A 19,075-nucleotide genomic window follows, 5' to 3' on the forward strand; every position below is an offset into this window, starting at 1 on the left:
TAGCGGAATATCCTAACGTTGTCTTGACAGGAATTTCAATGTCTGCGAATTTGTTCACGTGAACATTGCTTGGGAGGAGCAAATTGATGCCCGAATTGCACACCCGCTGCGCAGACCTGATCGAGGAGTTGGGGATCGCATCCAAGGGTGCCATCGAGGCCGTTACACCGCTGACAGGCGGCGTCGCGTCTGACATCGCACGTGTGGATCTGGCGGATCAGTCGTTGTGTGTGAAATTCGCCCTGCCCAAGCTGAAGGTTGCTGCGGATTGGCATGCGCCCGTGCACCGCAACGCTGCTGAATACGCATGGCTCGAAGTCGCCGCATCTGTGTGTCCAAACGCGTCCGTTCGCCTGTTTGGCCGGTCAGAACGGCAGCACGGTTTTGCGATGGAATTTCTGGATGGCACTGACGTCTATCTTTGGAAAACAGCCCTGTTGGCCGAGGCACCGGATCAGGGCGAGGCGGCCAAGGTTGGCGACATGCTGGGGCGAATCCACGCGGCTTCGGCTGAACGCGGGTTTGACCAAAGCGCCTTTCAGAACCGTGATGATTTTCGGGCGTTGCGGATCGAGCCCTACCTAACCTTTACGGCGCAGGCCCATCCGGCGCTTGTAGGAACGCTGAACGAGCTGGCCGGGATTTTATATAACAGCCAGCAAGTTTTGGTACATGGCGATGTCAGCCCGAAGAATATTTTGTTTCGACCTTCCGGTCCCGTGCTGTTGGATGCGGAATGCGCCACGATGGGGGATGCCTGCTTTGACCCGTCGTTTTGCCTGAACCATCTGGTGATCAAGGCGATCCACCTGCCGACATCGCGTGACCGATTGTTGGGTGATGTCGGCTTGTTTTGGGCGGCCTATAGCGCCCATGTCATGTGGGAACCCACCAACGATCTGGAGCAACGGATTTGCCGTCTTTTGCCTGCGCTGATGCTGGGGAGGGTCGATGGCAAATCGCCTGTTGAATATCTGAACGAACAAGGGCGTGCACAGGTGCGCCAGCTGGCAATGGGACTGGTTTCAAACCCGGCCACATCGCTCGCCTCTTTTGTCGCAAGACTGAACGATCATCTAAAGGAGCATGGCAAGTGACAGCTATTGCGTCAGTAAAAGGGCGGCGGGTCTGGGATTCGCGCGGCCACCCGACTGTCGAAGTCGACGTCGTATTGGAAAACGGTGTGTTGGGGCGGGCGATTGCGCCTGCTGGTGCATCGCGCGGAACCCGCGAGGCAATTGACTTGCGCGACGGCGGGAAACTGTTGCAAGGCAAGAATGTCGCCAAGGCGCTGGCCAGCGTCAACGGTCCCATCGCGAAAGCGCTGAAAGGCCGTGACGTAAACGATCAGGGGGCGGCGGATGCGGCCATCTTGGCCTTGGACGCATCTCCGTTCAAGGAAATGCTGGGCGGCAATGCAACTGTTGCAACGTCGCTGGCGATTTTGCACGCAGCGGCTGCGGACGCCCGAAAACCGCTTTGGCGGCATGTGGCCGATCAGTATGGCACCACACCATCGCTACCATTGCCGGAAATCCAGATTTTCGGGGGCGGTGCCCATGCAGGCCGCCGTGTGGACATCCAGGACTTTATGATCATGGTGCCCGGCGCGCGGGATTTCGACGAAGTGATGGAAATCACCAACGAAGTCTATTTTGCCGCCGGTGATATCATGGCGCAAAAGGGCAAGCTGGCCGGTGTTGCGGATGAGGGCGGCTGGTGGCCAATGTTCGACAGCAACGAAGAGGCGTTGGAAACGCTGGTCGCAGCGATTGAAAAAGCCGGTGAAGTGCCGGGCGAGCGCGTGGTGATTTCGCTCGACATCGCGGCCTCAGAATTCCGCAAGGACGGCGCTTACAATCTGGCATTGGAAGACCGCAAGATGGACAGCGCCGGTTTGATCGATTTGCTGGGCGGTTGGCTGGATGCCTACCCCATTGCCTCAATCGAAGACCCTGTCGGCGAAGACGACCGCGCAGGTATGATCGAATTTACGCGCCGCTTTGGCGACAAGGTTCAGATCATTGGTGACGATTATCTGGTGACCAATGCGCAACTGGTCCATGAAGCCGCAGCGCAGGGTGCCTGCAACGCGGTGTTGATCAAGGTGAATCAGGCCGGAACCGTCAGTGAAAGCATCGAGACATTCCATGCCGCCATCGCGCAGGGATGGGGGGCGATTGTGTCTGCCCGCTCGGGCGAAACCGAAGACAGCTCTATCAGCCATCTGTCGACCGGACTGGGCGGCGGACAACTGAAGGTCGGGTCGTTCACGCGGTCCGAGCGGATGGTGAAGTGGAACGAATGCCTGCGCATTCAAGATACGCTGGGGCGCGATGCCTTTGTCAAAGGTGCGTCGCTGGCGCGCACTTGGTGGGGCGCAAAACAAAAGGAAACCGCATGAAACTTGTTCGCTATGGCGACCGCTACGGTGCCAAGATCCCTTGTATTCTGGATGATGAAGGTCTTGCGCGCGATGCGTCATCAATTGCGCATGACTTTGGCCCGCGCACCCTGTCGGCAGATCTGCTTGATACATTGCGTGAAACCGACCCCAAGGCCCTGCCCCTTGCGAATATCGAGGGCATGCGCATGGCTCCGCCCGTGGCACAGCCTTTCAATATCTGGTGCATCGGGTTGAACTATTCTGATCACGCAGCCGAGGCCGGATTGCCTGTCCCGAACGAGCCGATCTTGTTCAACAAGTCTACCGCGACTTATTGCGGCCCGAATGACGACATCCTTTATAGTCCGAAAATGACCAAGTTGGATTGGGAAGTCGAACTGGGCATCGTGATCAGCAAGCCTGCCCTGAACATCCCCAAGGCCGAGGCGATGGATTATGTCGCGGGCTTTGTTGTGGTCAATGACCTGTCAGAACGGGCTTGGCAGATGGAACGTTCGGGCCAGTGGGTCAAAGGAAAATCGTTCCCGAATTTCTGTCCGACGGGCCCCTATCTGGTCACACCTGACGAAGTAGGGGATGTGCAGTCATTGGGCATGTGGCTCGATGTGAACGGCAAGAGGATGCAGACCGGCAACACCGGCACCATGATCTTCGATGTGGCGACTATCGTCAGCTATATGACTGAATTCACACGTCTTGAGCCGGGCGATCTGATTTGCACCGGTACGCCTCCGGGGGTTGGCGCGGGCATGAAGCCGCCTGTCTGGCTGAAACAGGGTGATGTGGTTTCACTGGGCATCGACGGTCTGGGGAAACAGACCCAAACCGTTGTTGATTTGTAAGGGACCGACATGAAGCTCAGATTGAAAAGCAGGAGCGGGTTTCTGTTGAAACGGGATAGCAGGTGTTTGACACAGGTACGCCTGCGAAAGCGGATCCAAACTGCCAAAAAGGTCGTGCAGACTACGGGGGGTGCCACGTGATTGTCACTAACACCCAACCGCTGGCCGGAAAAACGGCCGTCGTTACAGCCGCCGGACAGGGGATCGGACGTGCCATTGCTGACCGATTGGCCACTGACGGCGCTACTGTTCACGCCACCGATCTAAATGCAGATTTGCTCTTTGATTTTGAGGGTGGCCACACGGCGGCATTGGACGCAACAGACCAAGCCGCCGTTGACGCCTATTTCGATGCGCTTGGCCAGATTGATGTCTTGGTCCACGCCGTAGGCTATGTGCACCAAGGCACGATCGAAGAATGTACTGCCGCCGAATGGAAGCAGTCGGTGTCTATCACGCTGGACAGCGCATTTCATGTCTTGGGTGCCGCTGTTCCGCATATGAAAACCAATGGCGGCAGCGTCATCACAATTGCTTCTGTCGTTGGGTCAATCAAGGGGTTTCCGCGCCGCGCGGCCTATGGAGCCACAAAAGCAGGGGTCATCGGCCTGACAAAATCGGTTGCGGCGGATTACCTGACATACGGCATTCGCGCCAATGCGATCTGCCCCGGCACCGTGGACAGCCCCAGCTTGCGGCAGCGGATGGACGCGTTGGCTGAAACCTTGGGAAGCCGTGAAGAGGCCGAGGCGTTCTTTCTGGACCGCCAGCCCAGCGGACGGCTGGGGACACCCGAGGAAATCGCCGGACTGGCTGCCTATCTGGCCAATGACCAAAGCGCACTGATCACTGGTCAGGCGATCGCGATCGATGGTGGCATCATGATCTAGCCAAACACAGATGACAAAACCGGGGCCGTTTGCGCAAAAATGTTCACGTGAACGTACCGATTTTGAAGACCACACGAACCGTCAATTGGAGGAGATTTGACAATGAAACGAACAACGAAACTGGGAATTACCGTCGCAGCAATCGCCATCGCTGTATCAGGCGCGGCCCAAGCCGAACCCAAAACCAACGTCCTGCACCAATGGCATTCAGGTGCCAATGCGGATGCCATCAACAAGCTGGGAGACATGTATACCGCAGCCGGCGGGACGTGGAACCAGACCGCCGTTCCCGGCCATACGTCAAACACGATTGCCCGCCTGCGCGCTGACGTGATTTCCGGCACGCCGCCGTCCGCTGTTCAGCTAAAAGGGCCGGAAATTGGTGAATGGGCCAATACGGGGCTTACTGCAAACATGAATGATCTGGCGGCTTCCGAGGGCTGGGAAGATGTGGTTGCGCCAGAGCTGGTCAGCGTCATGCGTCCCGATGGCGAATGGGTTGCCGTCCCGATGAACATCCATCGCATTGACTGGATGTGGGCGTCCAAGTCCGCGATGGACACTGTGGGCGCAACCGGTCTGCCCAAGACGTGGCCTGAATTCAATGAAGTCGCTGAAAAGATGATGGCGGCTGGCATTATCCCTGTTGCTCACGGTGGTCAGGACTGGATTGACGGGACTTTGTTTGAGATCGTCGTGCAGGGCATTTCAACTGACCTCTTCCGCAAGGCGTTTGTCGAGCTGGATCTGGATGCGTTGCAAAGCGCGGAAATGCAATCCGCCTTTGACCAATTGCGGCTTATGGTCGGCTGGATGGACGAAGCCTTTCCCGGTCGCGGTTGGGAAGAACCTTTGAACATGATGGCGAAAGGCGAGGCCGGTTTTTATTTCCACGGCGACTGGGCTATCGGCACAATGAACGCCGCCGGCTATGAATACGGCAAGGACTATCTGTGTTCCGGTGCGCCGATGAACAGCGGTGAGCCCGGCTATATCTTGAACTCGGACAGTGTTGTTTTCTTCAAGCAAAACGACCCGGACTATGTTGAAGGTCAAAAACTGCTGGCCTCAACCATCATGACGCCGGAATTTCAAAAGGTCTTTAACGTTGCCAAAGGGTCAATTCCGGCCCGTATGGACGTTGAATTGGGGGATGATTTCAATCCTTGCCAGCATCTTAATATCAAGGATCTGAAGGCCGCGGCTGATGCCGGAACCGTCGTACGTTCCATGGCGCATAACATGGCCGTCCCAGAGAAGTTCCGCAAAGCGATGTTCACGGTGATTTCCGAATTCATCACATCCGACATGAGTTCCGAGGATGCTGCACGCCGAATGGCGGAGTCTGTGATCAACGAATACTGATCCAGCTTTGTCGGGCCGCCTTTCTCTTCTCACGGGCGGCCCACTTTCCCTTTGAATCCGGAGCATTCCATGTCTGAAACTGTTACAATTCCGTCGTTTGCACCCCGGCCCAAAAGCCGCGCGGCGCGACTGTCTCAACTGGTTCCGATTGCCGTTTTGTTGCCAACTATGGTGGCGACAGGGATATACATCTTCGTTTTTGTGCTGTGGAATATCTACCTGTCCGTCACCAATTCGTCGATCTTGCCTGTCTATGATTTTGCCGGTTTCGATGCCTATACCCGCTTGTGGCGCAATCCGCGCTGGACAACAGGCGTGTGGAACCTGGCCCTGTTCGGTGTGCTCTATATTGTGCTGTCGACCGTCGTTGGGATATTTTTGGCTATTTTGATGGATCAAAAGGTCAAAGGTGAGAACCTGCTACGGTCTATCTTCTTGTACCCGATTGCGATCTCGTTTGTTGTGACGGGCACCACGTGGCAATGGATTTTGAACCCGTCGACGGGGCTTCAGTCCTTTGTTCGCAATCTCGGTTGGGAAAGCTTTGAATTCAGCCTGATCACCGATCGGGATACCGCGATATATGCGGTTGTGATTGCTGGTATCTGGCACGCATCCGGCTTCGTTATGGTCATGGTTTTGGCGGCTTTGCGCGGCGTCGACACAGACATGGTGAAGGCAGGTCAGATCGATGGTGCGAGCATGGCCAAGATTTACCGCCGTATCATCTTGCCGACGATATGGCCGGTCCTGATTTCTGTTTTCATCATCCTTCTACAATTTGCGATCAAAACGTTTGATCTGGTGCTGGCATTGACCCACGGCGGGCCAGGCATTTCGACGACTTTCCCGGCAATGTTCGTGTACGACCGCCTGTTTGCTGCCGGTGAGCTGGCGCAGGGCGCCGCTGCTGCAGTCTGGATGCTGATTGGCCTGGTCGTTCTCTTTCTTCCCATACTTGCTTTGAATTGGGTGATCCGTCGCCAGAAGGGGGCTGTGAAATGACTGCCATCGACACTATTCCCAATCTAGATCGCAAGAAGCCATTGCGGCCATCTCAGGTGGTCGGGCGCATCGCACTCTATGCCACACTCATTGTGCTCGCGCTGTTTGTACTGATGCCCTTGGCCGTGATCATCCTGAACTCTGTCCGTTTTAACGATGACATTTTGCGCGAAAGCTTCATCGGGTGGCCGACGCGGTTGACGCTTGAAAACTGGGGGGTGGCTTGGGGCGAGGCCTGCATCAACGCAAGCTGTACCGGCGTGAAGCCCTATTTCTGGGCGTCCATTTTGATGGTTGTGCCTGCAACGGTCATTTCGACGGCCATCGGGTTGATAAATGGTTTCGCGCTGACCAAATGGAAAATGCCCTTTGCAGGCTTCATTTTTGTCGCCATCACAATCGGAGTCTTTCTGCCGCCTCAGGTCGTGCTTTTGCCATGGGCCATTGCGCTTGGCTGGTTGGGCCTGTCCAAGTCATTGGTAGGTTTGTCCTTGGTTCACATCATCCAAGGCACGTGTTTCACCACGTTGTTTTGCCGCAACTACCTGATCAATCTACCTGATGACCTGATCAAGGCGGCCCGGATCGACGGGGCCGGCTTCTTTCGCACGTTTTGGAAGATTGTTGTCCCTCTGTCGCCGCCAATCATAATCGTAACCATCATCTGGCAATTCACCTTCATCTGGAATGAATTCCTGTTCGCAATCACGTTCAGCTCGTCTGATTTCCGCCCGATTACAGCGGCCCTGATGAGCCTCAACGCCAATGACACCGGTGTCAGTGAATACGGGTTCGGTTCGGCGGCGGTTCTGATCGCCGCCATCCCCCCTCTTGTCATCTACTTTCTCGGCGGTCGCTATTTCGTCCGGGGCCTTACTCAAGGAGCTGTAAAATAATGGCCGCCCTCAATATTGAAAACGTCTGGAAGAAATATGGCAATGTCATCGCCTTGCGGGATGTGAATCTTGACATTCGCGATGGCGAATTCGTCGTGCTTGTTGGTCCATCCGGTTGCGGGAAATCGACGCTGTTGTCGATCATTGCAGGGTTGGAAGATACTTCGCACGGGACACTGACCTTGGGTGAGATCGACGTAACTGATCTGAGCCCCAAGGACCGCAATATCGCCTTGGTGTTTCAAAGCTACGCCCTTTATCCAACCATGACTGTGCGCCAAAACATCACCTTCGGGATGGAGAACCGCAAGGTTCCCAAGGCCGAGCAGGACAAAGCGGTCGCCGATGTGGCCAAGCTGTTGCAGATTGAACCTTTGTTGGATCGGAAACCCGGCCAGCTTTCGGGTGGTCAACGGCAAAGGGTTGCGATGGGCCGCGCCTTGGTGCGCGATCCGCAGTTGTTTTTGTTTGATGAACCGCTGTCGAACCTTGATGCGAAATTGCGGGTCGAAATGCGGACCGAGATGAAAAAGCTGCACAAGCGGCTTGGGCAAACCATCGTCTACGTAACCCACGATCAAGTTGAAGCGATGACGTTGTCGGACCGGATTGTCGTGATTAATGACGGCGTGGTGCAGCAGTTTGCCGACCCTGATACGATCTACCAGAAACCTGCGAATATGTTTGTCGCGGGCTTCATGGGATCGCCTTCGATGAATTTCATCGACGTTGAAGTGACAGGTCGGGCAAGGGCTATCACCGCCGTACATCGGGGCGACGGGGCGGATATCGACTTTCCGTTTGGTGCTACGCGTGAAGAACTGGCCCCCTATATCGGCAAAACGATTACCTTGGGTGTGCGTCCCGAACATTTTCGCCCGGCGGGCGAGGCGGGGCTTACACTGACGGTCAATGTGGATGTCGTCGAGCCGACGGGGCCGGATACGATGGTTGTCTTTTCGGTTGCGGGCAAGTCTTTGGTCGGGGTGTTGAACGCAAAATTCCGTCCCGAGGAAGACGATGACGTCACCTTGTCTTTGTCACTAGATGAGGCCTGCTTTTTCGACACAGAAGGCGTGCGTATTCGCGGGTTGGCGGAATGACGGAGTTTGCTTCCTATCCAAGCCTAACTGGAAGGCGCGCCTTTGTGACCGGCGGGGCGACGGGAATTGGCGCGGCCATTACCCGCAACTTGTGCCATCAGGGCACCGCCGTCTGCTTTCTCGATATTGACCATGAAAACGGTGAAGCGCTGGCCGAAGAAACCGGTGCACAGTTTGCGCATGTGGACGTGACGGACATCACGGCCTTGCAAGATGCGATCGGGGATTTTGGCGCAGTCGATATCCTTGTGAACAACGTTGCCAACGACACGCGCCATGACTGGCGCACTCTTACATCCGATGATTGGGATGCGCGTTTTGCGGTCAATCTGCGCCCGTCGTTCTTTGCAATCCAGTCGGTGGCCGATGGCATGATTGCGCGTGGACATGGCTCCATTATCAACATCGGGTCGATCTCGTGGAAGGTCAAACATGCCGCCATGCCTGCCTATACAACGGCCAAATCCGCGGCCCATGGATTAACCCGTTCGTTTGTCCGGATTTTGGGCCCTGCGGGTGTGCGGGTGAACACGGTAATGCCCGGTTGGGTTATGACAGAGCGCCAAAAAACCGAACATTTTGACCATGAAGGTGCAAAACAACTGGCGGCTGCGCAGCCCCTGCGCGGTTTGATTGCGCCCGAAGATGCAGCCGCGCTTGTCGCCTTTCTGGCTGCGGACGACAGCGCCATGTGTACGGGCCAAGAATTTACGATTGACGGTGGATGGACATGACCGGCGTCAAGATTGGAGAAAAGACATGAATAAACTAGACTTAAATGGCAAACGCGCGGTCATCACAGGCGGTGCGCGTGGTATGGGTTTTGCCTTTGCCAAACGATTTCTGGAAAGCGGTGCTTCAGTGGCGCTGTGGGACATTTCAGGCGATACTCTAGACACCGCGACAAAGGCGTTGTCATCCTTTGGGCAAGTGAGTTCCCAGGTGGTGAACGTTGCCGATTATGCCAGTGTCGAAGCGGGTGCCAAAGAGGCGGCTCAAGCATTGGGCGGGATTGATATTCTGGTCAATGCGGCCGGAATTGCCGGGGTAAATGTACCGCTGGACGAGTATCCGCTAGAAACGTGGACTGCGGTCATTGATGTGAATCTGAACGGTATTTTTCACACCTGCCGGGCGATTGTTCCCTATATGAAGCAGGGTGACTATGGCCGAATTGTCAATATTGCCTCGATGGCGGGCAAAGAGGGTAACCCCAATGCGTCCGCCTATTCGGTGTCCAAAGCGGGCGTAATCGGGCTAACCAAAAGTCTCGGAAAGGAGCTGGCGACCAGTGGCATCCGCGCCAATGTTATTTGCCCCGCTGTCATCAAAACCGAGATGCTGGATGACGTCACCGAAGAACAGATTGGCTACATGCTCGCCAAGATTCCAATGGGGCGCATGGGCACCGTCGATGAAATCTCTGCCATGGTTGGTTGGATGTGCTCCGAGGAATGCTCTTACTCAACAGGGGCGGTGTTTGACCTGTCGGGCGGCCGGGCAACCTATTGAACTGTCCGCGCATGCCTCCATTCCCGCTATGCGCTTGGGGGTGCCAGCATGTCATTTCACGCGGATCCGCGACAGCGACATTGATGTAATGAGGCAATGAGTACCGAAGCCGGGCGAGAGCGTGTGAGATTGAACCTAGCGTTGGCTTGGCTTCTTTGGGCAAAGCGAGGGCGATGATGGAAGCGCCTGGTCTTAAATCAGCAACGAATTCTTCTTAACATAATTCTCATTATTGGATCGGTTTGGCGCGCAAAAGACGTCACGGGTCATGTGTCTCACATGACCCGGCGACATGATTTGCAACAGCATGTCGCCGATCCGGTTGGTTCACGCGGACTTTGCGCCTTGTGTCGTGTCTTCGCCGTCATCGGGTGCATTCAGCGTTGCCCAAGTGTCGTCGAGCGGCGGCGATGGCGGTGTTTCGCAAGACCGCAGGTGAATGTTCACCTTGGCGATAAAGTTCGCCGAAATGGGTGCCGTCACAAATAGAAACGCCATAATCAGCAGTTCGTGCATCGAGAGTTCGCCCAGCACCATTGAGTGCGCCACCGAGGCCAGCAGAAGCGCGCCGATGCCAACGGTCCCGACTTTTGTCGGCGCATGCAGACGCGTCATGGAATCGTTGAACTTGAGCAGCCCGATCACACCGACAGCGACAAAACCCGACCCGATCAACAGCAAAATTGCAGTGGCATATGTTCCGATAATCTCAACGGTCATTCGATGATGTCCCCCCGCAAAATAAAGCGCGCCATCGCAACGGTTGAGACAAAGCCCAACATCGCGATCAGCAGCGATACCTCAAAGTAGATCTGCACGCCTTGTTTAATGCCCAAGACGACCACAAGCCCCAGCGCATTTATAACCATAGTATCAAGTGCCAGAATTCGGTCGCCGGATGTCGGGCCCATCACCAAACGGACCATCGACAAAAATTGCCCCAGCACCAGTGTGACAAACACAACCCCCAGCGCAATATCTAACAAACCCTGTGCTGCAATCATTGGAAAATCTCCTTCAAGCGGCGCTCGTAGCGGGTTTTGATATCGTCGACGATCCCGTCCGGATCATCTGTGTGCAGCACATGAACCAATAGGCTGTGGCCTTCGTCCGACAGGTCCGCAGACACTGTGCCCGGTGTAAGCGTGATGGTTCCGGCAAGAAGGGTAATCGCCTCTGGTTGGCGCAGATCCAACGGCACCACAACCCATGCCGGTTTCAGCTTGGAATTGGGAACGGAAATGACGATCCAGGCCACTTCAACGTTGGCGACCATAATGTCCCACATCACCATCAGCGAATAGCGCATCATTTTGCCTAAGTGAAAGGCCTTGGGCGTGTCCGGCCACCAAATCGAGGTGATGCGGGGAATAACGATCCCTAGGATTATACCGAACACGACCATTCCGGCGGAAAAGTCGTTTTGCAAAAGCATCCAGACCACAGCCAACAAAAGCGTCAGATACGGGTGCGGCAAAAGCCATTGAACTGCGCGCGCCATGTCAGTGATCCCCTTTCGGTGTGCTCAGTTTTCCGGGCGTTTCAACGACGGTGGAAATATAGGGTTCCGGCGTGAACAATTGCGCCGCGATGGTGCTGGTATAGCCATGCACTTGCCCTGCAAAGACCGTATGCGCCGCCAAAAGTGTGATCAAACCGCCCACGGCAACATAGGACAGAGGCGATGGGCTAGGCATCGGCTCTGTGCCGTCGGGGGCGGGTACGCTGTGTGCTTTCCAGAATAGAATGCTGCCCGCGCGGGCAAATCCCAAAATGCTGACCAAGCTTGAACTCAGCACAACCACCCAGATCCACACCATCAGATCGCTGTCATAAGCCGCATCAAGGATCAACAGTTTGCCCAAGAACCCGGACAATGGCGGCAAACCGGCCATCGCGATGGCTCCGACAAAAAACAGACCCGCTGTCAGTGCATTGCCAGACATCACCGGCTGTGCGGTCAGGTCTACATTGGCGCGGCTGCTGCGCACCAGATCAGAGATCAGGAACAGGGCGGCCCCGGCAAATGTCGAATGCACAATATAATAAAGCGCGGCGGCAATGCCCGCAGGTGTGAACAGCGCAATCGAAATCATCACCATGCCCATCGATCCGATGACGGCAAAGGCGACAAGACGATCCAGTTTTTTGGCTGCAAGCACACCGAGCATCCCCAGCGCCAGCGAAACCAAAGCTGCCGGCAAGAGCCAGACATCAAACAGGCCCGCCGTTGCCTCAAGCTGCGGCGAGAAGATCATGGTATACACGCGGATGATCGCATAGGCGCCAACCTTGGTCATGATCGCAAACAGCGCCGCCACCGGTGCAGGCGCTTCGGCATAGCTGGAGGGCAACCAAAAGTGCAGCGGCACGAGCGCGGCCTTGATCGCAAAGACCATCAAAAGCAGCACAGCGGCGACACGTATACCCACCGTTTCATCTGCGCCAATCAGGGCCACGCGGTTGGCAAGATCAGCCATATTCAGCGTGCCGGTTTCGGCATAGATCGACCCAAGCGCGAACAAGAACAGCGTCGAGCCGATCAGGTTGAACAAGACATATTGCACACCAGCCTTAAGCCGTTTGGTGCCGCCCGCGTGGATCATCAGGCCATAAGATGCGATCAACAAGACTTCGAAGAAGACAAACAGGTTGAAAAGGTCGCCGGTCAGAAAGGCGCCCATGATCCCCATCAGCTGAAACTGGAACAGCGCGTGAAAGTGCCAGCCGCGATTGTCCCAGCCCGATCCGATTGCATAAAGCAACACAAACAGCGCCAGAACCGCTGTGAGCAGGACCATCATCGTGGATAGTTTATCGCCCACCAGAACGATGCCAAAGGGCGCTGCCCAGTCGCCCATTTGATATAGGGTGATGGTGCCATCCGAGGCGTCCAGCGCCAGTGAGGCGGCAATCACGATCAGGGCCAAGACGCCAAAGACAGACAAAACACGTTGAATGCCAATGTGATACCGTGCCGACAGCACAATAAACGGCGCAACAAACGCGGGCAGAATAATCGGGGCTGCGATCCAATGGCTCATGATTGGCCCTCCGAGGTGCTTTGGTCCGTCTCGGGTTGGTCATCAACGTGGTCATCATCTGACCCAAGGAACGCCCCAAGGCCGATCATCACCACAACAGCGGTCATGCCAAAGGAAATCACGATGGCCGTCAGTACGAGCGCCTGTGGCAGCGGGTCGGTATAAACCTCCACCCCGTCACGCAAAATAGGCGGCGCACCAACGCTTAGACGGCCTGTGGTGAACAAAAAGACGTTCACCGCATAAGTCAGCAAGGACATGCCCAAAATCACCGGAAAAGTCCGCAAGCGCAGGACCAGATACAGACCTCCTGCGGTCAAGATGCCAATGGCGGTCGCAACAAGCAATTCCATGTTACACGGCCTCCTTTTCGGATGTCTCTTGCGGGTCTTCATCCCGCGACGGGTCAATATCCATCGGATGTTCGTTGCTTGGGCCGCTGGTCGCCTGCCGTGCAAGACGCGAGAAGCTTTCGAGCGACAGCATCACCGCACCGACCACAGCAAGGAAAACGCCAAGGTCAAACAGCGCCGCAGTGGCCAGTTCGAATTTGTAGAACGGCGGAATGCGGACATAGGTGAAGGCCGATGTCAGGAACGGTTTGCCAAAGAACCATGCCCCGATGCCGGTCAGCCCTGCGATCAGTACACCTGCCCCGATAACGCCGTGATAGGGATATTTCAACCGCGCCGAGGCCCAGCCAAAACCGCTGGCCATATATTGCATGACAACCGCAATCGACACAATCAAACCGGCGATAAACCCGCCGCCCGGATCATTGTGACCGCGCAAGAAGATGTAAAAGCCAACCATCAAAACCACAGGCATAATGCCCCGCGTCAGAACAACCATCATCATCGGATGTTCGTCCCCTGCGCGGCGATGGGTCGGTTTGCGGTTCAACAGGCGTGCACGCACCGGCCCATCTAACAAAGTTTCCGTCAGCGCATAGATCAACAAGGCCGCAATCCCGAGTACGATGATTTCGCCGTATGTGTCAAAGCCACGGAAATCGACAAGGATGACATTGACCACATTGGTGCCGCCGCCGCCTTTGTAGGAATTTGCCAGATGGAATTCGGAAATAGGCGTGGCGACTGCATCACGCAGCATGAAGTGGTAGGACAGCCCAAAGGCGGCAAGCCCGCCGATCACCGCAACACCGATGTCGCGCGCACGGCGCAAGGCCGAGCTTTCGATCGGAGTCTGATTGGGCAAGAAGTTCAGCGCCAGCAGCAGCAGGATAATCGTAACCACCTCGACGGTGAACTGCGTCATCGCCAGATCCGGCGCGCTAAAGAAGACAAAGCCAACCGAAACCATCAGGCCAACAATCCCGATCAGGATCAGTGACAAGAACCGGTTGCGATGCATGAACACCAAGCCAATGGTCGCAACCACCAACATCAACCATCCCGCAATCGGAACGGGCCCTGCGGGCAACATGTCACGGGTTTGGGGGGCAACCGTACCTGTTGTCCAAGCGTGGTAGCCAACCGCGACAATAACGACCGACCCGATCGCGGCATAGCGGGTAAACGCCCCGTTGTGCAGGGGCAAGATCAGCTTGCGCGCAAGGCCGACGGCGGCCGCAACAATGGCGTCGAAAATCACCTTGGCCTCGGGGCGCGGGGCCGCATCCCACAGCCGCAGCGCCGGTTTGAACAGCGCCAAGACCACCAGACCGCCAATCGTCGCGATGATTGACATATACAGCGCTGGCGTGAACCCGTGCCAGATTTTGAAATGCGCGTCCGGCACCTCGGCTGCGGTGCCCAATACCGACGCCGTGACCAATTTGACAAAGGGTTCGGCCACAAAAGGCGCGACACCGATCAAAACCACCAGCGATACAAGGATAGCAGGCGGCAGCCACAGGCCTGCACCCGGATCATGCGGTTTTGCGGGGTAGTCGTCGCGCACAGGTCCAAAGAAGACATGCCCGATAAGGCGGAAACAATAAGCTGCCGAGAACAACGCGCCAAATGTCGCCAAGCCGGGCACCAGCCAAGGCGTGTCGAACAAAACGGTATGGTGCGCTTCTTCCAGCATCATTTCCTTGGACAAGAAGCCATTGAGAAGCGGAATCCCCGCCATCGACAAGGCCGCCAAAGACGCAATGACAAAGGTCACCGGCATCAATTTGCGCAGCCCGCCCAACCGCCGGATGTCACGGGTGTGGGCTTCGTGGTCGATAATGCCGGCGGACATAAACAGCGCCGCTTTGAACGTCGCATGGTTGAGAATGTGAAACATCGCGGCCATCGCGCCAAAGGCGGTGCCGGTGCCCAACAGCATGGTAATCAGGCCCAAATGGCTGACGGTAGAAAAGGCCAGAAGCGCCTTGAGATCATGTTTGAACAACCCGATAACAGCGCCCAGAACCATCGTGATCAAACCAGCCGAGGTGACAATCATCACCCATTCCGGTGTGCCCGACAAAACCGGCCACATGCGCGCCATCAAAAAGATACCCGCTTTTACCATCGTGGCGGAATGCAGATAGGCCGAAACCGGCGTCGGGGCGGCCATCGCGTGCGGCAACCAGAAATGGAACGGAAATTGTGCTGATTTGGTGAAACATCCCAGCAGGATCAGGATCAAGGCAGGCACATACATCGGATCGGCCTGAATCAAGTCGCGCTGCTGTAAAATGACACTCAGGTCATAGCTGCCAACAATCTGGCCCAAGATCAGCATCCCACCGATCATTGCCAACCCGCCCATTCCGGTCACGGTCAAGGCCATACGCGCGCCTTGACGCCCTTCGGGCAGGTGTTTCCAATAGCCGATCAGCAAGAAGGAAGACAGTGAGGTCAATTCCCAGAAAACCAGCAAAAGCAATATGTTATCGCTAAGTACGATCCCGACCATCGCGCCTTGAAACAGCAACAGATAGGTAAAAAACTGCCCCATGTTGTCGTCGCGGCTCAGGTAGTGGCGCGCATAGGCTATAATCAAAAGCCCGATGCCCAAAATCAGCAAGGCAAAGAAAAAGCCCAGCCCGTCCAGCATCAGCGAAAAGTTAAGGCCCAGCAGCGGCATCCAATCGACCCGCGCCACAACCACTTCGCCGGCCAGAACAGACGGAAGATTTGTCAGCAAACCCAAAAAGGCCGCCAATGAAACGGTAAAAGTCACGCCAGCGGTTGCGGCCCGACCGGCGGAATTCATCAGACCAGGAAGCAGTGCGCCAAAGAACGGCAAAGCAACGATAAAGAAGAGGGACACGCGAACTCCTGATCTGTTGGTTTCTTATGTGCCTTAATGTCCGTTGATCCGGCAAAACCTCAAGGGCAAGCGGCGAATAAAATCGGCATCTGCGCGGATATTCCCCAAATTTTACCCTTTGGCGACCGATCTTGGTGGCAAAAGACCGTTTGCAGGCGGGAAATTTTGACTAAATATCTGCTTCAGGTTGAATTAGGTGGGCAGCGTTAATCGGTTCGGCTGCCATAAATTCGGTCGATATCCGGTTGTTCGGTCAGAACCATATGCACCCAAATATAGACGTGCTGAAAAAATGCCACGACCAGCGCGTTCCAAGAGCCAAAGAGCAGAGCAATGCCCCAGAGGCCCAAAAAGGCCAGCCCATACATGCCGTTATCCGTATATTTAAACATCCCTCGTTTGACAAAAGGCATGGCAATCACCGCATTGTCGAAATGGTCCGCCCCAAGGGCGCGGCGAATGGTGAAATATTTGACGACAGAATGCAGCGTCGCCACTGCCACCGCAACCAGCGCGATGCCCAGCCCGATTTCCGCCCCGCGAAAGCCGGTGATTGGCACCGTATCCAGCCAGCCAACGCATATGATCGTTAAGGGCCGCGCGATCAAAAGCGGCATGAAAACCACCGCCCACACGTGCAAGGCCCTCTCGTGAAACAGGCGGGTCATTGCACCTGTGTACAGCTCGAACCGGAAAACGATGGCGACAATCACTTGGTGCACAACGGCCAAAATGATCGAGACAACCGCCCAACCCCGGGCTGTCATTCCCAAGGCCGCCGGACCTGTCGGCAAGGCGATCAGCCAGTAAAAAGCCCCCGAGACCAAAAGGATAATCAGCCCCAGATGTAACAACTGACCTTTGAAGATCTCTCGGTAGGTCGCTTTGAATCGGATTTCTTCCAGCCGTCCCATGATGCCCCCCAGCTTGGTCGATGCGCCTTTGGGTGCGCCGCCACACAATAGCCCGCTTGGGGGTCTTTGGCATAGGATCTTTTCAGCGGGCCCAGATACACGAATTGAATTTGCCCATCCGCACCTTGCCGGTTTAGTTCTGCGCCAAAAGGCGGCGTAAATGCGTATCCGGGTTTGCGGTCCACTGCTGGCTGATGTCTGCCTCCACTGGGCCTGCAAAAACGGATGGCCCTGCTTGCCAGCCGCTGGATTGCGCCTGCGATGTGAGCAAACCACCGGCGCACAACATGCCCAGCACAATGGCACTGCTTAGCGGTAAAATCTGATTGCGGTTGGACATGGTCAGGGGCCTTTTTTGGAACGGACATGCCTTTCACGCATAGCAAGGAGTGTTTCCGTCGAAAAATTTCAGGCAGGAACGCAATTTGCCGCAGTCCCCGATCCAGCGGCGGCGACGCCGGTGGATATCCTGATAGGGTTGCCTTAAGAGGTCATCTGATATGGCGAGGTCCTGTTCCTCTGCCGATTTCTGCGTGCCTCATTGCGCCCCGCCCCAAGTGCTCCAATCAACCTGACTATTTCCCCAGACCCATTCCAAGGCATCGACCCTCTTATGACTGCGAACCTTTCCCGGGCCACGGGCCCGATTTCAACACACCATCCCAAAGCCTGCACAACCGCTGACGATTGGGTGAATTGGTTCTGGTCTGACTTTTTACCAGCTTGGAGCCTGCGGGCCCGTGATCCCGATGGCATTGGCTTTTTTGATGTGCTCGACATTGACGCGACCCCGCCGCAGCCCGACCGCAAAACCATTTTGGCCCAAGCGCGGCTGTTGTTCACATTTTCGCATCTGGCTTTGATGTCGGACAATCCGGCTTTTCACACGGCGGCGCGCGATGCCCGCGATGCCCTGCCCTTTTTTCGCAAGTCAACCGGTCTCTATTGCCGTGCTGTTGCCCGCGACGGAACGCTGGGACGCGACACCAAGGACCAGATCGCCACCAGCTACGACCAGTGTTTTGTGATCCTTGCCCTGTCGACTTGGGGGCGCCTACATCCGTCCGAAGACATAGCACCAGAGCTGGAGTCGAGCTGGGCTGCGATTGAAACGCACTTATTGGACGCCGACACCGGCCTGCTGCTGGAACACGACGCAGTGGCAGATCCAACGGACCCGTTGGCACCGAACCGCGCCCAAAACCCGCATATGCACCTGTATGAGGCATGCTTGCAGGCGTTTAACATGACCGGCCAGCCGGTTTGGTTGGAACGCGCTCAGGGCATGCGCGCCAAGGGGCTTGAGTACTTCTTTGACGCGGACAGCGGAACCATCACCGAATTCCTGTCTCCCGACCTGAAGACCCTACCAGACCGCGACGGCCTGCGCCGTGAAATCGGCCATCAGTGCGAATGGGCGTGGCTGTTGCTGCGCGAAGTCGATTTGGGAGGTGACCCCGCGATGCGCAACGTCGCTGAACGGCTTTTGGCCTTTGCTGACCAGCACGGCTTTGCCGCCGAGGGCGTGATGCAGGGGGCGGCTTTTGACGCGGTCTCGGCGGACGCCAGCTGGCGCGAAGATACGTTTTTGTTATGGCCGCAAACCGAAGTGCTGAAAACCTATGCTGTCAGGGCCTTTGATGAGGAACATGCCGACAGTGCCAAGGCATTGGTACAGTTGATTTTCCGGCAGTATTTCGGCGGCCAAAACGCCTTTATAAACCAGCTGGACACGCAAGGGAAACCGATCTGGCCAGAGGCGCTTAGCCGTTTGCATTATCATCTTGTGCTGGCTTTGACCGAAGGTGGCCAAGTGGGGCTTTGGCCAAATCCTAAATGACTTGGTGCAGCTTGTGGATTGACGCC

General features: G+C 56.1%; 19 protein-coding genes. 11 read left to right on the plus strand and 8 right to left on the minus strand.

Features of this window, described 5'->3' with window-relative positions; genetic code table 11:
* The first annotated feature begins 86 nt into the window (after positions 1-86).
* The 10 genes from C8N36_RS18790 to C8N36_RS18835 all read left to right on the plus strand — a co-directional run bounded on the left by C8N36_RS18790 (position 87) and on the right by C8N36_RS18835 (position 10,020).
* The gene (locus tag C8N36_RS18790) at positions 87-1,097 is read left to right on the plus strand and encodes a phosphotransferase family protein (protein WP_097806361.1); all 1,011 of its coding nucleotides are present in this window, start codon (positions 87-89) and stop codon (positions 1,095-1,097) included.
* Entirely contained in the window at positions 1,094-2,404 is a 1,311-nt protein-coding gene (gene eno, locus C8N36_RS18795) for a phosphopyruvate hydratase (RefSeq protein WP_097806360.1), read from the plus strand. The genes C8N36_RS18790 and eno overlap by 4 nt, the downstream gene beginning before the upstream one ends.
* Positions 2,401-3,249 carry a fumarylacetoacetate hydrolase family protein gene (locus tag C8N36_RS18800; protein WP_097806388.1) on the plus strand — a complete coding sequence of 283 codons (849 nt, stop codon included), beginning with the start codon at positions 2,401-2,403 and terminating at the stop codon, positions 3,247-3,249. Before eno ends, C8N36_RS18800 begins: the two co-directional genes overlap by 4 nt.
* 137 nt (positions 3,250-3,386) lie before the next feature.
* Positions 3,387-4,139, plus strand: coding sequence for an SDR family oxidoreductase (locus C8N36_RS18805; RefSeq protein ID WP_245910979.1), 753 nt, complete (start codon positions 3,387-3,389; stop codon positions 4,137-4,139).
* Between the two features lie 102 nt (positions 4,140-4,241).
* Positions 4,242-5,504, plus strand: coding sequence for an ABC transporter substrate-binding protein (locus C8N36_RS18810; RefSeq protein ID WP_097806359.1), 1,263 nt, complete (start codon positions 4,242-4,244; stop codon positions 5,502-5,504).
* A gap of 69 nt (positions 5,505-5,573) precedes the next feature.
* Positions 5,574-6,509 carry a carbohydrate ABC transporter permease gene (locus C8N36_RS18815; protein WP_097806358.1) on the plus strand — a complete coding sequence of 312 codons (936 nt, stop codon included), beginning with the start codon at positions 5,574-5,576 and terminating at the stop codon, positions 6,507-6,509.
* Positions 6,506-7,405 (plus strand): carbohydrate ABC transporter permease, encoded by a 900-nt coding sequence (locus C8N36_RS18820; protein ID WP_097806357.1) that lies wholly within the window; start codon positions 6,506-6,508, stop codon positions 7,403-7,405. Before C8N36_RS18815 ends, C8N36_RS18820 begins: the two co-directional genes overlap by 4 nt.
* A complete protein-coding gene (locus C8N36_RS18825; protein WP_097806356.1) occupies positions 7,405-8,508 on the plus strand; it encodes an ABC transporter ATP-binding protein in 1,104 nt (367 codons plus the stop codon). The genes C8N36_RS18820 and C8N36_RS18825 overlap by 1 nt, the downstream gene beginning before the upstream one ends.
* Positions 8,505-9,242 (plus strand): SDR family NAD(P)-dependent oxidoreductase, encoded by a 738-nt coding sequence (locus C8N36_RS18830; RefSeq protein WP_097806355.1) that lies wholly within the window; start codon positions 8,505-8,507, stop codon positions 9,240-9,242. The genes C8N36_RS18825 and C8N36_RS18830 overlap by 4 nt, the downstream gene beginning before the upstream one ends.
* Before the next feature lie 25 nt (positions 9,243-9,267).
* Entirely contained in the window at positions 9,268-10,020 is a 753-nt protein-coding gene (locus tag C8N36_RS18835; RefSeq protein WP_097806354.1) for an SDR family NAD(P)-dependent oxidoreductase, read from the plus strand.
* A gap of 327 nt (positions 10,021-10,347) precedes the next feature.
* Here the strand turns inward: C8N36_RS18835 and C8N36_RS18840 are convergent, their stop codons facing one another.
* From C8N36_RS18840 to C8N36_RS18875, 8 genes are all read right to left on the minus strand, one after another.
* Complete coding sequence (locus C8N36_RS18840; RefSeq protein ID WP_097806353.1) at positions 10,348-10,740, minus strand: cation:proton antiporter; 393 nt, start codon at positions 10,738-10,740, stop codon at positions 10,348-10,350.
* The gene (locus C8N36_RS18845; RefSeq protein ID WP_097806352.1) at positions 10,737-11,024 is read right to left on the minus strand and encodes a K+/H+ antiporter subunit F; all 288 of its coding nucleotides are present in this window, start codon (positions 11,022-11,024) and stop codon (positions 10,737-10,739) included. The genes C8N36_RS18840 and C8N36_RS18845 overlap by 4 nt, the downstream gene beginning before the upstream one ends.
* The gene (locus C8N36_RS18850) at positions 11,021-11,521 is read right to left on the minus strand and encodes a Na+/H+ antiporter subunit E (protein ID WP_097806351.1); all 501 of its coding nucleotides are present in this window, start codon (positions 11,519-11,521) and stop codon (positions 11,021-11,023) included. The genes C8N36_RS18845 and C8N36_RS18850 overlap by 4 nt, the downstream gene beginning before the upstream one ends.
* A gap of 1 nt (position 11,522) precedes the next feature.
* On the minus strand, positions 11,523-13,064 hold the full coding sequence (locus C8N36_RS18855) for a monovalent cation/H+ antiporter subunit D (protein ID WP_097806350.1): 1,542 nt from the start codon (positions 13,062-13,064) through the stop codon (positions 11,523-11,525).
* Positions 13,061-13,417, minus strand: coding sequence for a Na+/H+ antiporter subunit C (locus tag C8N36_RS18860; RefSeq protein WP_097806349.1), 357 nt, complete (start codon positions 13,415-13,417; stop codon positions 13,061-13,063). Before C8N36_RS18860 ends, C8N36_RS18855 begins: the two co-directional genes overlap by 4 nt.
* Position 13,418: 1 nt before the next feature.
* Positions 13,419-16,295, minus strand: a complete 2,877-nt coding sequence (locus C8N36_RS18865) for a monovalent cation/H+ antiporter subunit A (RefSeq protein ID WP_097806348.1) — start codon at positions 16,293-16,295, stop codon at positions 13,419-13,421.
* A 206-nt stretch (positions 16,296-16,501) separates the two neighbouring features.
* Positions 16,502-17,209, minus strand: a complete 708-nt coding sequence (locus C8N36_RS18870; RefSeq protein ID WP_141468203.1) for a methyltransferase — start codon at positions 17,207-17,209, stop codon at positions 16,502-16,504.
* Between the two features lie 133 nt (positions 17,210-17,342).
* Entirely contained in the window at positions 17,343-17,549 is a 207-nt protein-coding gene (locus C8N36_RS18875) for a hypothetical protein (protein WP_097806346.1), read from the minus strand.
* Between the two features lie 273 nt (positions 17,550-17,822).
* Between C8N36_RS18875 and C8N36_RS18880 the strand changes: the two genes are divergently transcribed.
* Complete coding sequence (locus C8N36_RS18880) at positions 17,823-19,049, plus strand: AGE family epimerase/isomerase (RefSeq protein ID WP_097806345.1); 1,227 nt, start codon at positions 17,823-17,825, stop codon at positions 19,047-19,049.
* Positions 19,050-19,075: the final 26 nt, after the last annotated feature.

Source organism: Pelagimonas varians (genome assembly GCF_003208435.1).
GTDB classification, from domain to species: domain Bacteria; phylum Pseudomonadota; class Alphaproteobacteria; order Rhodobacterales; family Rhodobacteraceae; genus Pelagimonas; species Pelagimonas varians.